Consider the following 14,413-nt stretch of genomic DNA (forward strand, 5'->3'; position numbering starts at 1 on the left):
GGAGTAATGATTTAAAATGAAAATCTCATTACATAGTATATCTATGAATGATATAAGTTTAAGAAGCCAATAGGAAAAATATTAAGCATTTGAGTAATTAGATGGGTTGCGAATCAAACAGCTTTTCATCTTAAATAACCAAATCACTTTCAATTACTTAAAATCAAAATCAGCATTATTTGCTTGGTTAGTAAATGGCTGCTTCTCGTGTAGTTTAAATAAATTGGGTTGATAGTTCTTATTATTAGCATCAACTAAAGAAACCTCCTTTTTAAATTCCCTATCTACAATCTGTACTTTAGATCGCTTACTAATTCTTTGTTCAGCAGGCTCATCAAATGCGTCGTCATATAATGAATCATCTTCCATTGTATCGTACCTGTGTTTTTTACGAGCTTTTAAAATATTATCACCTAGGCGAAGCAAATCCCGAAAAGTTGGTTTAGGTGTTAAATGCTCTTCAGCTGCTTTTGTAGTGACTATTTCATAGGCATTTACTAATTTTGCAGCCGTTTTCTCATCTAATCTCTTATTACCTAATACATCTTGCATTTCTTCACTGCCGTAGGGAGGTAATTCTGTTTTAATGAGTCGTCTAGATAGTGCTGTACTAGGCGCTTTGCGTCCTGCCATCGTTACCGGATTTTGTGTACCAATGACCAAAAATCCTGGCCGTAGAGGACGCTCTTTCTTTTCATTGTATCCCATCAACAAATCGTTGAGTAACCGCTCCATCATTGGTGAGCTGTTTATTTCATCAATTACCACTACCGCCCCTTCATTAAAGGCTCGATCAAGTAGCAATTTTTTCTCCTCTAACGATAAACTCACAGGCATTCTGTAGAAAGGCTTTTCTGGTAAAGGCTTGTTTAAATCGCGATTAAAATGAACCTCTTCATAACCTCGGGAACGTAAGCCTAAGATTACTAGCTCACTTTTACCAATACCTGGTTCGCCTTCTAGAATTAATCCACCTAACCCACCATAACGTTGTGCATCATTAATAGCGCTATTTTGTCGATATTCTCTTAATGCTAATAAGTCATTAATTTGATTAAAAATACTTACTCGTGAAGGGGTTATTAAAAAATCTTCCTGTAACCTTAGATTATCTTGTTGGAAAATAGGAGCAAAGGGTTTAAAGCGCTCATCAAATTCCGCTTTAAGGCGCTCAGGCACATTACCAGCAACCACTTGATATGCATAATTTCTAGTCGCCATAACGGCTATAACAGGATTTAGACTTTTCTGTTGTTGCAAATAGGATAAGACTAATAACGCCATCATTTGCACTTCTCTAGGTGAAATGAGCACTTCATCTGTAGAGCACTCAGCTAAAAAAGAATAAACTTCTAATAGCTCTTGACTAATGTCTTGAACAAGGTTTTTTGGTAAATAATCTGCAAAAACTGGCTTTATAATATATTCATAAATAAATTCTTGTGGCAAAGGTTCAAAGACAACAGCACAACCATGCTCAGTAAAAAGCGAAGCTAGATGTCTTTCATCACCATAATTTAACGGGTTACCAGCAAAAACAACTTTATGATCTTTGGTTAAGGTATGTACTACACCATCAATAAGAATAGTTGGTGGGTCATAGAATAACCCTTCGAATTCACTAAACTGTCTTTGGCTTAAATTAGCTTCATCAATAAATAATATTTTTCGTTTATTAGGCGTTTTATCTTTCGCCCAAGCCAAAATATTTGCCTCACTTTGATAAAGAGTATCGTTATTATTATTTAAATTTTTTTCTACAAAAGTAGATTTACCAACCCCTGTTAAACCCGCTAAAAAAACATAGGGGCTATAAGATAAAACCTGATTAACTTCATTTAGACGTTTCTGATTAAATGCATTTGCAATAGCAAAACTGTTATTAATATTAAATTCACCTAAGCTTATGCCTCCAGACAATCCTTCTAATCCATGCCAGTTTTTTTGGCTAGTTGTTACCTCAGGATGATGGCGTAGATAATTTAATCGTGCTTTTAATTGATTAAAAGATTCTGTCTCATATAAGCCTTCAATGCTCTTTAGCTCATCCTGACTAAAATGCTTAGCTAAGAGAGTGCGTTTCTCATCTGCAGTAATTCGATGCTCTTGCATGTCTAAATAGGAAAAGCAGGGCGTATCACTTATTACAATTAGTCGACCTCGCGCCGTTTTATCCTGCTGCCTTGCAAGCATTAATGGTGCTAACGCATCTATAAGAGTATCTGAAAACTTTCCTTTTAAAATAACTTGTTGGCCTTGGTCTAGAGCATTAAGGAGGGCACGCTTAGTTTGTTCAAATAGAAATCTTTGCTGTTCACTATCTACTTCCCCTCGGGTATGAATTAATAAATCGTCACTCTCACATTCAGAGATATCAATAATTAGATAAGGCTTATTATCTTTAAGTATACTTTGTAAGGTTGTACTAGAATCGCGGCTAACTAATGCCATATCCTTGCTATCTAAGTTTCTTTGCCAAAGAGGAATTATAGTCTCGCATAGCTCCTCTTTTGACGATGCCGTCTCTTCATTCAAATAACTAAGGGGACCTAATATAGTGGGAGCTCGATGTACTATTAAATTAATTTTGTATTCTTGGCAGGCGCTTAGAAAAAGAGCCCATTCATCATGAGTTAACTCTCGTGTTAAATTAACATGTAAATCAGTATTAGCATAACGCGAGAGTATGCCAGGTTGACTGTATAATTTAGAATCTTGGCAATGATACTGCCGTAAAAATTCATTCAATCGGCCAGGATTTAAAACCTCAGCACCTGAAATTAACTGATTATCTTCTACAACTTTGGCAAGCAAAGAGTGCCACTCATAGCCTTCGCGAATTCTAAACTCTAAATTCGCTGGAATACCAAATATACGACCCTCATAATTAATATAGCCACGTAATTGAGCCTGACGCCAAAAATGATTAAAATCAGCAGTAATAGGTACATTACGTAACTCGATAGGCTTTCCACTCGCTAAGGCTTTTTCTAATTCTCCTGCAACAAAATAAAGATTATCACCTTCTAGTTCCCAGCGACCTAATAAATGTGCCTTCCAATCAGGTGTGTGATAAAGATCAATAATTACTTTCTCATCTTCCATACTATATTGATTAGCGTCCACCCAAGGCAATGAAGCAATTTCAGCTACATGTGAAGCTAATTGATTAGATGATAATGTACATTGATCAACAGTATCAAAACGAGAATAAAAATCAGAGCCTTGATAACAATCAGGCTTATTACGATTGATTAATCCTATGACTAACGCTTCTTCTGGCAAAGATGTGCCATCTGCATGGCGTACGGTATCTAATAAGCCATTAAATCTTACTATATCGTCAGCATCAAAATTGTCGTAATTAACAATTAAAACAGGTGGGGGTTGACTTTTTGCATATACTTGTAAGAAATCATACAACGGGCCGCCTGGTCCTTTCGTTAAAATACCTTTATTGTCTTTAGCAGATTTTATAAACGGTGCGGAGCAAATTAAATCATCAGGGGAATTAACATAGAATACAGGGCGAGAAGTGTGTTGATAATAATATTCTAAGCTTAATTGTAAGGCCATGACATCATCCGTGCTCTCAAGCTCAATTAAGCGTTTCTTGGCCTCCTCATTTAAATAATTGATCTGCTGACAATACGCTTGCACAGATATCGCTAAAGGCTTGGCTTTTTTCCAGGTAGATAAATATTCAATATATTGAGCTACCTCTAAATCCTCTTCCGTTTCCATTACCGAAAAAGACGATTTATTCTGCCTTTTAACCTCTAATGGATTATTAGAGTCATCGATAGTTAACGTTACTGGGTACCCCCCCAAATCACAGGCTACCCATTGGTTTTCAATTTTAATTTCAACAAATGCATGGCAACGATTATCAACAATACGTACAGGTAAACTAGGGTTATATTCATCCATATAGGATTTAAAAGCTACAGCTCGGTGTCGGCACGCACCTTTTTTTTGATCAATAATTGCATTGCGGTAATCTTTACCTGTATGTAAAGTTGACTCATCTAAATCAAGCTCATCTTGACCAAACTGTTCTTTAAAATAATTAACAATAGACTTAATATGCTCAGGTAAAGTAGGGGCAAAGGACTGACTAGGGGTTTTAAGTAGAAAAGAAAGATTAACTTCTTTACCTTCAGAGCCTCGCACATAGTAAAGATTATCATACGCTGAATAGGCAATTTCTATTTTAGTATCCTGAGGGTCAATGCAATAATGAGTTATTTCATCAATAGACGATAAGGAATTTAAAGCTTGCCATTCTTTAGATAAAACAAGTTCTTGTACACCCAGGTAATAAGTTTCATTGTTACTACTAGATAGTAGCTTTTTACCAATATCAATTAATTCTGCTTGCCCTTGAAAGCAAGGTATAAAGGTAGGAAGAGGCTCAGGAGTGTACTTATTGGATAACGTAAATGCATCTTCTAGTAAACAAACATTAGGATTAACATCAACATTATGATAAACGCCTTGACGATAATAATTGATCGTTGGTTCGGGTGTTTTTGAATCTAATGGGAAGAAGATCTTCTTAAGTTTGTGCTCCTTTTCAGGATCAAAACTAGTATCAGCATCAATTTTCTTTACACGCTGTAAATTTACTGTTTGCGGCTTTATGTCATAGGCAGCAATCGAAGGAATGACTACGATGTCTTTTAATAATTTTTTTAACTCAGCATCTAACACTAATCCCTTACAATCAAGTATAAACAGACTTTTAAGATTTGGTGCCAGAGATAAGATGTTTTTTAACTGGGCCGAAGTAATAGTTAAACTGCTCAAATCAAGCACTGCTAGATTTTCTAAAGGTTCAACAAGAGGAAAGTTATTTACTAGCTGCTGACAGTACGAGAGATTAATTCTTTTAAGGCCTCGCGCTTGTCTTAATATAGTCTCTAAATCAGGTACTGAGATATTACTATTTTGTACTTCTAGCTCTTCTAAATAATGAAAATTCCCTACTAAAGTAAAGCCACAACATAACTCACAATTATTTAAATAAAGAATTTTTAACGTGATAGCCTGAGATAAAATGTTATTTAAATCAACATTGTCAATATTAAATGCTTCACCATTTAATATTAGTGTATCGAGTTGTCCAAAAGATAAGCCTATAGAAAAAAAAGGTATTAATTCACAGTTACTTAAAATTAATTTTTTTAGTTTAGAAGTTTGTTCTAATATAGCTCGTAAATCTGGGAATTCAATTAATGTGCTAGGTAGCTCAAGGCTTTCTAGCTCATGAAAATCAAGTCCTTTTGTAAAATTAAGTGGCAAAGCTTCATGATTTGTTAAACAAAGTTTTTTAAGACCTTTAGCTTGTCTTAATATCTCTAGTAAATCATCATTAAGGATATCTCCTTGCTCATCTTCTACTATATCTAGTGATTCTAAATTTTCAAAATTAACACCTTTAGAAAACCCTTCAAATAACTTATTACGCTCCAGCTTTACACTTTTTAAAGCCTTTGCCTGTTTCAGGATAGCTACTATATCTTCACCTGCAATAGATGCACTTGTCTCTAAGTTTTCCAGTTGAGAAAAATTTAAGTTATTAGTAAATTGAGGTGTTAAATTTTTACAACCAGAAATAATGAGTGATTTAAGATTTAAGGCTTGCTGCAAAATATAGCTAAAGTCATCTACTGTAATATTACTGCCACCTACTTGTAATGTTTCTAAACTTGTAAAATTAACACCTTTGGTAAAATTAGAGTTTAACTTAGTGACGTTAGTTAAATTAATTTTTTTAAGTTTAGAAAGTCTAACTAATAACGCTTGTAAGTTCTCAACACTAATAGAATCTTCATCTATTAGTGTAAATTCTTCTATATCTGATAATTCACCTATATTGAGAATTAATCCTTTGTAACTAATTTTGCCTTCTGTAAGCAATGTTTGAATACCCATGCCATCAAGCACAAGTTGCTTATATTGAATTAAAGGTTGAGTATGTGGAAATTGCGCATAAATGCTGGAAAAAATAGCATTAAACTCCGAGAACTGATCATGAATAATCGTCTTAAGCCCAGGCTTAGTTTGTTCAACTAAATCCACTATTTTAGAAGCCATATGAGTTGAAGCTATAACATCAGACGTACTTAATTGACGATCAGTTTGATTAGGATTAAGTAATAAATTTACCCAATAATCATCTAAAATATGAATTTGATCATGAACTAGTCGATGCGCTTTAACAGCAGCTTCAATAGCTTGCTCTGGAAAGACGGGGGTGACCCGATTACGAATAGCTTGATTATCTAAGCAAGATAAATTCTCTTGAGTTAACTTTTTAACTTCACCATCTTGCCATAAATAAAGATTAAATCCGTCTTTTAGTAATTTCATTAATACTTGCTGAACCGCTAAAAGCTTTTCTCCTTTTAAATGGCCTAAAGTCCAATCTGTTAATAATAATGATTTTTGCTTAAGCCCCTGTGCCAGACTTATTTTCTGCCATGCCGGTTGATTTTTTAGTAAACGGCTAACTACTAAATTCCCTGTTGGCTGATGGCTGTAGGTAATCGCCTCACGCTTATCAAGAAAATTAAAGACTCCAGGATATGACATAAATTAATTTAGTTAAAATAATAATCAATATGTAAAATTATAATACTAAATTGTTATTTTAATATTAATAGTTGTAAATAAAAAAAAATTAATTAACTACAAACATAGTTACGCCTTATATTAACTGGCTTAGCCTAGGTGAAAATTATGCATTCGGAGTATTTATTTTAGGTAAACCCTAAGAATTATATTTTTTTACCTAGCTTGATTAAGGATAAGCCTCTAACTTCTTCTTTTTTAAGAGTAATATTAATTTTAGTACTAAGGTTTGCTGTATTAATAAAAAGCTGATAACGCCCAGGAGCAAGGCCCGTGGCGTAAAATTCACCACTTTCGGTAATGGTAAGAGGAATAGTTGGCTGTAGCCAAGGTTCATCGAGATTAACGGCTAAAGTTGGGGAGGCTACTAACATAATATTTCCAGTTGTTAAGCCAGACCAAGGTACAACTCTGCCAATAAGTCCTGTATTTTTAGTATGAGGTAGCGGCTCTAAATTGATAGTAGGTATAGCTTGTATCGATTTATTTTCTAATTTAATAGTAGCTGTCTTATAACCTGCTAAGGCAAAATTAATGGTTTGACTATTAGGGTGGCCAACAAAAAAGCCATAAGGGAAAATTTTTACCTCACTTTGCACCATCTGCGGTAATTCAGGCCCTTTTACATTAATTTGGCCATAAATAATTGGAAACTGATGGGCCAATGATAAAGTATAAGCATAGTAATCTAATTTTTCGGCAAGACTTTGCTCATAATGTGTAGCTATCCAAGTTATCCAATTTTTAAATCTATAAATTACTTTTTTAGATGCTGAAAAAGCTTCAAAGTTTTTCCAATTATTATTTGCATCTCTTAAAAGATAAGCTCGAGCCAATTCAGCTTCCGATAAAGAAGGATGAAGATAATATTTGGTTATCAGTTGCTCAGCTAGTTGCGCTGCTTGTGTTTGCTGCGCTTTACTTAGACCTTTTTTATAAAAGAAAAGCAATTCTTCTTTTTGTGGGTAAGTTTTAGGTAATAATGTTGTATAGACTAGTTGCCAAGCTAGGGCATAAATTTTATCTGGTTTAACCGTAGTGCCGAAATAATAATTACGGCTTACAGACCACGCTTGATACAATAAGTAATCTTTACGCAATAACTGGCCATCTTCGTTTGGCATTGCCAATAGTGGTAATGCCAAACAATAAGTGAATAAATACCATAATCCTTTATTAATATTTTTCACAATTTATAATCATTATGCTGTGACCCCTGCAGGTAAAGTATGATAAGTTTGCTGATATACACGTAGCGCATCTGCTGCTGCCACATTTAGCCCTAATGCTTTATTGGCATTATAAAGAACAATTAAAGCTTGTTGTACACTTGAGGCTTGAGGGTAATTTTTAATTAAATAATTCGCTCGTTCAATAGCCGCAGCATATCGTTTACGCTCTAAATAATAATTTGCAGTATTGAGCTCTCGTTGTGCAAACGTATTACGTAAATAAACCATACGTTGCAACGCATTATTTTTATATTTACTTTCTGGGAAACGTTGTACCAAAACAGAAAAATCTGCATAAGCTTGCGTCTGAGTACCAGGCTCACGCCATGATTCGTCTAAAGGTAGAACATTGGCAAAGGTTCCACGATTTTGCTGAAAGTTAGCCAGCCCCTTCATGTAGTAGGCGTAATCTACATTTTTAGCACGTGGGTAAAGGTGAATATACCGCTCTGCTGTTGCTGCAGCTGACGGGTAATCTTCTTTTTGATAATAAGCATAAATTAAGTCTAATTGTGCCTTTTCAGCAAACTCACTAAAAGGATACATAGACTCTAAGGCCTCTAAGCGCTTAGTAGCAGCAGTATATTCTTTTTTAGCCATGGCATCTTGCGCTTGATCAAAAATTTGTTTAGCCGTCATTCCTTTGTAAGGCCCATTATCATCGACTTCACTTCCCCACCATGATGCACAGGAGGTGAGTAACAAAACCAACAGAGTAAGAGTCAATGCTAAAATACGTTTCATAAAAAATACCTGTAAACAGTTAATAAACTTCTTGCAAAACTTACAGTAAGCAAGTTAATTATTAGAAATTACCAGTGCGACAAATCGGAGTGTACAACAAAGTAGTTGTTGATTTAAGCTGTAATGCAATTTAATAATTAACTACTGGAGTAAGATTTTAGAAAAAATCTCATCTACAACAATTAAAACAAATTATTATACGCATCATCTGCTAATTAAAAAACTCTAATGATTAGGATTAAGATTTAATTATTGCTCTTACATAATTTCTTTAAAGAGATTATGTAAAAGCAAAGGGATTGGAGCAATGCAATAGAACTACTTCGTCAATATTATAATTAAGCTTGTTTAGTAGAATATTAGTTTAAATTTTTAGCATAAAATTCTAGTAAATACTAATTCTATTAAAATTGTTATAACGCTAATAAATTATTAACTCATAGATAGCCCAAACGTTTGTTCCTCATTACAATTACCTGTTTCTAATGACCAACCAAGTTCACCTAACTCTTTATTAATCTCCATTGTTTTGAGTATATCTACTAATTGATCTATTGTGGGTAATTGTTTATCTGCTTCAAGTACTTTTAATAGTTTCTCAATTTCCTTGATATCTAGTAATTGCATACGATTTTTTACTTCTATACAGTTAAGTGCTTGCAATAAATAAGTTGCTACTTCATTTTTTGCTTTTAATATTTGAAAAATATCATTCCAATCCCGTTTTAGATTCGGTACAGTTTTTACATACACACCATCTACATTTTTACCAATAGGATACTCTGAGCAATAAATAATTCCACGACTAAGAATAAGGTTCGTTACCGTACCTTTTTTTTCTAATGTATCAATAATTTCATTAAGTCCAAAACTTTTAGCATCTTCAAGCGCATGATCCGCTTGGTTTACACGGATATGTACATGTAGTGTTGTAGTTGGGTCTAAATAAGGCATATGAAGATATATTTTTATCTTATCTTCTGGTGTAACACCGTAAACTGTTTCAAGAGTAGATAAAATATTACGTCTTAGGGATTTTAAATAAATTAAAGACTGCTTGGGATTTTTATCTAAATCAAATAGGGATGCAAAATAAATACTTTTACTTCTAGCCTCTAATTCAGAAATTGACAACTGGCTTGATGTTCTTGGCAATTTAGAGAAAGTACCGCAATGCTCTAAACCTGCTATTTCTGATCCATATCTATAATAGTCAAATAACCGTTTCTTTTTATCCTTACAAACTATATTAGCTTCACGTATTAACCTTTTTCTGTAATCTTTAAGGACTTCTTGTGCCGCAAGATTAGAATGAAATTTTACAGGTAATGCTTCAGGATGAATATACCACGTAACCAGCGCTAAACCATTTTTTGAATTTTTTAATTGTTGTAGCGCATAACTCGGAGATACTTTCTGACAATTTAGTAAAAACTCCTTAGAATCAAGATAATCAGGATTAAGCATCAATAATGTTTTAGAATTATCATAAGGTGTATCAAAAATAGGGTATATTTGTGGCGCCAATACAAATAAAGCTCTTGCCAATGAAGGTTTACCTTGTAGAAATCGATGTACGAAACCTGGTAACCCATGGACTTTATGATAAATATCAGTTAATAACTTTGTACCTGACTCAGTAATATCGATTGCGGTACAGGTCGCTATATTATATTTAAGTCTGGTTTTTTCACTTAAAACCAATGGTCTTTTTTGCCAAGAATTTGTATAGTCAGGGCCGATAGGTGCTAAGTGTTCAGGAGAAAGTTTTTTATTAATTATTGATGATTTATCTTCTGGAAATGAAGTTTCATTAATCAATGTTTTAATAGGTGATACATCGAGTGTTTTAAGTGACCCGGGTAATTTAAATAATGTTGAAGGGAGACTTTGTATAGAGTTTCTAACTGCCATAGTAACAAAATAATAAAATAAAAGGGAATAAATCTTAGAGTCACAAGCTTAAGATTAAATTAACTCAAATAGCTTAATTTTTAATATATATGATAAAAATTTTATAGGTACAATATTAATTATAAAAATAGAAGTGTCTTAAATTTATACATAAAAAATACACGGTAAACGTAAAGTTAGAAATTATTAAAAATCATTTGCAAAGGTTTATTGGTTGTTATAGTATTCGCGGTGGAGAGATGGCAGAGTGGTCGATTGCGGCGGTCTTGAAAACCGTTGAAGGGAAACCTTCCCAGGGTTCGAATCCCTGTCTCTCCGCCAGATTGCATTTACCCATTACCTACCTATTAAACCTGCTGCCAATTTGCTTTTTGTCTAAATAATTTTTCTAAATCTGATTCAGTTTTTCTAATGGGACGACTTAGCGTAAAAATATCACGTGGTTTTTGATAATAAACACCTAAAGGCACAGGAAAGTCAGGATAATTGAGTTGCGCTAAGCGGATTGCATGCATAAAACTAGCTGGCTGATGTATATAGCTATTTTTTATTTCCGACTTATTATCAACAATTTCTAGGGTATCGCCACTAGGAATAAGGGCCCATTGCTGATTGGCACCGAATACTAATGGCTCATCTTGTTTAAGTAGTAGTGTTTTATCAGCCCGATTAGTTTTAACAGCAAAACTATCGAAAGCTCCATTATTAAAAATATTACAATCTTGATAAATTTCTACAAACGAAGCGCCTTGATGAGCATAAGCTTCTTTTAATATAGAAATTAAATGATTGGGATCTTTATCAACAGCGCGCGCCACAAAGCTAGCACCTGCTGCTAGCGCTAACAAAATGGGATTAATAGGTTCATTACTTACACCATAGGGTGAAGTTTTAGTAACTTGACCTTTTTGAGAAGTTGGGGAAAATTGCCCTTTAGTTAAACCATAAACCTGATTATTAAACAGTAAAATATTAACATTAACATTTCTTCGCAAGCAATGAATGAAGTGATTACCACCAATACTAAGCGCATCTCCATCACCGGTAATAATCCATACCGTTAAATCGTCACGCATCGCTTTAAGGCCTGTTGCAACTGCAGGTGCTCGACCATGAATGGTATGAAAACCATAAGTATTCATATAATAAGGTAGACGGCCAGCACAACCTATGCCTGAAACAAAAACGTGCTGCTCTGGTGCCAGTCCTAATTCAGGTAGTAATTTTTGTAAAGCAGCTAAAATAGCGTAATCGCCACAACCTGGGCACCAACGTACTTCAGCTTTACTTGCAAAATCCTCACGCTTGTAACTGTTGTTCATAATTAAGTTCCATTTTAATGGCTTTCATTAATGCACTAACCGTAAAGGGCTGGCCATTACACTGAGTAATTGAACGAGCATTAATTAAATATTGCCCTCGAATAATTTGGCATAGCTGTCCTGAGTTTAATTCAACAACTAAAACATTTTTATACTGGGCTAGCAACGTTCCTAATTCTTCAGGTAATGGATTTAGATAGCGTAAATGAATTAAAGCAAGGGCGAGCCCTTCTTCTTTTGCTTGTTTAATTACTGACTTAAGACTGCCATAAGTGCTGCCCCAACCAATTAGTAAAGTGCTGGCATCTGCATCACCTTCAATAATTAAAGGAGCATATTCACGACTAATACCAGCTATTTTTTTCGCCCGTAAGTTAACCATTGTTTGATGGTTGTCGGGATCATAACTTACTTTACCTTCGCTACCTTCTTTTTCAAGCCCACCTATTTGATGAATAAATCCTATACTACCGGGTATATTCCAACTACGCACAAGGTTTTCGTCACGTTCATAAGGTTTTGCAAATCGGTTAAATTCGATTTTTGGCACATCAATAGTATCTAAAGCAGGAATTTGCCATGGTTCAGCTGCATTAGCTAAATAGGCATCTAATAATACGATCACGGGAGTCATATAAGAGATAGCCATGTTAAAAGCTTGAAGAACGGTATTAAAACAATCTGCTGGCGACTGAGCTGCAATAACAGGTAGTGGTGCCTCCCCATGACGACCGTAAAGAGCTTGCCTTAAATCACTTTGCCCCATTTTAGTTGGCAGGCCGGTAGAGGCACCAGCACGCTGAATATCAATAAGAACCATAGGCAATTCAGTGACTACCGCTAAACCTAGGCTTTCACTTTTTAAATCAAGCCCTGGTCCGGAAGTACAAGTCATTGCTAGTGAACCGCCAAAGGCTGCACCAAGACAAGCGCCTATTGCTGCGATTTCATCTTCTGCTTGAAATAGCTGTACGCCATAATCAGCTAACTTAGCACATTCATGTAAAATCGCTGAGGATGGCGTAATGGGATAACCTGCTACCAGTAAAGAGGTTTGGGTTTTTACAGCCAGCGTTGCTAACGCAAGTCCAATGGCTTCAACACCAGTAATTTGCCTATATTCGCCTTTTTCACGACTAACATGGCCTAGCATAAAATGTTGGCGACTTAGCTCAAGCGTCATGGCATAATTATATCCAGCTAACAGCGTTAGCTCGTTTGCTTGAGCTATTAGAGGATTTTTCTGAAATTTTTTATGAATAAAACTAAGGCAACTTGCTGTTGGTAAATCAAATAGCCATAAGACTACACCAAGAATATAAAAGTTTTTCGTCTTTTTAGCTTGGGCATGACTTATGTCAAGTGCTTTAAGGGCCTGTAGAGTATAACTAATTAATGGCAAGCGAATAACTTGATACAGTGCTATTTTATCTTCTAGAAACTCTGCAGTTAAACCTGCCTTTTGCCAATCTTTTTCTTGAAAGCTGTCTTCGTTAATAATTAATAATCCGCCTTCTGCAAGAAAAGGCAGTGAGTTTTTTAAGGCAGCTGGATTTAAGGCGACCAAAACGTCTAACCTTTCACCCGCAGTAAAGATAGCTTCCTCTGCCATTGCAAGTTGAAAACCAGAAACACCTGAAACTGTTCCTGCAGGCGCTCTGATTTCGGCAGGAAAATCAGGTAATGTTCGAACATCACGTCCTGTTAAAGCAGCAGTAATTGTTAGCTGCTCACCTAATAATTGAACACCATCACCTGAGTCACCTGTTAAACGAATAATAATTGCGTCATTCATTGACATAGTTTCTAGCTTCCACCATAAGCTGGCGCATATGCCTTACTGCATCCTTTAAACCAGTAAAAAGCGCTCGTGCAATAATGGCATGGCCAATATTTAATTCATATAACTCAGAAATTGCTGCAATGGGCTTTACATTATGATAATTCAAACCATGACCTGCATTAACAATTAAACCAGCTTTTGCAGCATGTTTTGCAGCAATTTTCACCCGCTCTAACTCTTCACTTTGTTGTGTCGGTGTTGAAGCATCCGCATAGGCACCCGTATGAATTTCAATAACCGGTGCTCCAGTTGCCACAGCCGCTTCAATCTGCTTAATCTCTGGATCAATAAATAAAGAAACTTCACTTCCAATTTGTTTTAATCGTTTTACAGCTTGCGTAATTATATCAAAATTACCTACAACATCTAATCCGCCTTCAGTTGTTAATTCAGCTCGCTTTTCAGGCACAAAACACGCATGCTCAGGTAATATTTCTTCAGCAAAAGCAAGCATAGTATCAGTCACAGCTAGCTCTAAATTCATCCTAGTTTGTAATACTTGCTTAATTAGCCGTACATCGCGTGCTTGAATATGGCGTAAGTCTTCACGCATATGTAGAGTAATTCCATCAGCGCCAGCCTCCTCAGCTTCAATAGCTGCTTGCACTGGATCAGGATAACGTGTGCCACGCGCTTGTCTAACTGTTGCGATATGATCAATATTAACGCCTAATAAAATTTCTTTCATACTTCTTCACCACTTAAGAAAACAACCCTTATAT

The 14,413-nt window shown here is 35.1% G+C and carries 7 protein-coding genes and 1 tRNA gene; 1 reads left to right on the plus strand and 7 read right to left on the minus strand.

The genetic code is table 11. The features are described from left to right. Positions 1–153: 153 nt before the first annotated feature. The 4 genes from ACNVED_RS09740 to ACNVED_RS09755 form a co-directional block, all read right to left on the minus strand. Entirely contained in the window at positions 154–6,597 is a 6,444-nt protein-coding gene (locus ACNVED_RS09740) for an AAA family ATPase (RefSeq protein ID WP_419418832.1), read from the minus strand. A gap of 185 nt (positions 6,598–6,782) precedes the next feature. Continuing rightward, positions 6,783–7,826, minus strand: coding sequence for a hypothetical protein (locus tag ACNVED_RS09745; protein ID WP_419418833.1), 1,044 nt, complete (start codon positions 7,824–7,826; stop codon positions 6,783–6,785). Between the two features lie 12 nt (positions 7,827–7,838). Next, positions 7,839–8,612, minus strand: coding sequence for an outer membrane protein assembly factor BamD (locus tag ACNVED_RS09750; RefSeq protein ID WP_419418834.1), 774 nt, complete (start codon positions 8,610–8,612; stop codon positions 7,839–7,841). A 432-nt stretch (positions 8,613–9,044) separates the two neighbouring features. Next, positions 9,045–10,526: a hypothetical protein gene (locus ACNVED_RS09755; protein ID WP_419418835.1), complete on the minus strand. Its 1,482-nt coding sequence runs from the start codon at positions 10,524–10,526 to the stop codon at positions 9,045–9,047. Positions 10,527–10,759: 233 nt separating this feature from the next. Here ACNVED_RS09755 and ACNVED_RS09760 point away from each other — a divergent pair. Then, positions 10,760–10,847: transfer RNA gene (locus ACNVED_RS09760), tRNA-Ser, on the plus strand. A gap of 26 nt (positions 10,848–10,873) precedes the next feature. On the opposite strand, the gene ACNVED_RS09765 is transcribed toward ACNVED_RS09760, so the two are convergent. The 3 genes from ACNVED_RS09765 to pdxJ are packed head-to-tail and all read right to left on the minus strand — an operon-like array spanning position 10,874 to position 14,379. After that, positions 10,874–11,848, minus strand: a complete 975-nt coding sequence (locus ACNVED_RS09765; protein WP_419418836.1) for a 2-oxoacid:ferredoxin oxidoreductase subunit beta — start codon at positions 11,846–11,848, stop codon at positions 10,874–10,876. Continuing rightward, the gene (locus ACNVED_RS09770) at positions 11,826–13,649 is read right to left on the minus strand and encodes a 2-oxoacid:acceptor oxidoreductase subunit alpha (RefSeq protein ID WP_419418837.1); all 1,824 of its coding nucleotides are present in this window, start codon (positions 13,647–13,649) and stop codon (positions 11,826–11,828) included. The genes ACNVED_RS09765 and ACNVED_RS09770 overlap by 23 nt, the downstream gene beginning before the upstream one ends. Continuing rightward, positions 13,636–14,379, minus strand: a complete 744-nt coding sequence (pdxJ, locus tag ACNVED_RS09775) for a pyridoxine 5'-phosphate synthase (protein WP_419418838.1) — start codon at positions 14,377–14,379, stop codon at positions 13,636–13,638. The genes ACNVED_RS09770 and pdxJ overlap by 14 nt, the downstream gene beginning before the upstream one ends. Positions 14,380–14,413: the final 34 nt, after the last annotated feature.

This window comes from Legionella sp. D16C41 (assembly GCF_048541585.1).
In the GTDB taxonomy this organism is placed as follows: domain Bacteria; phylum Pseudomonadota; class Gammaproteobacteria; order Legionellales; family Legionellaceae; genus Legionella_C.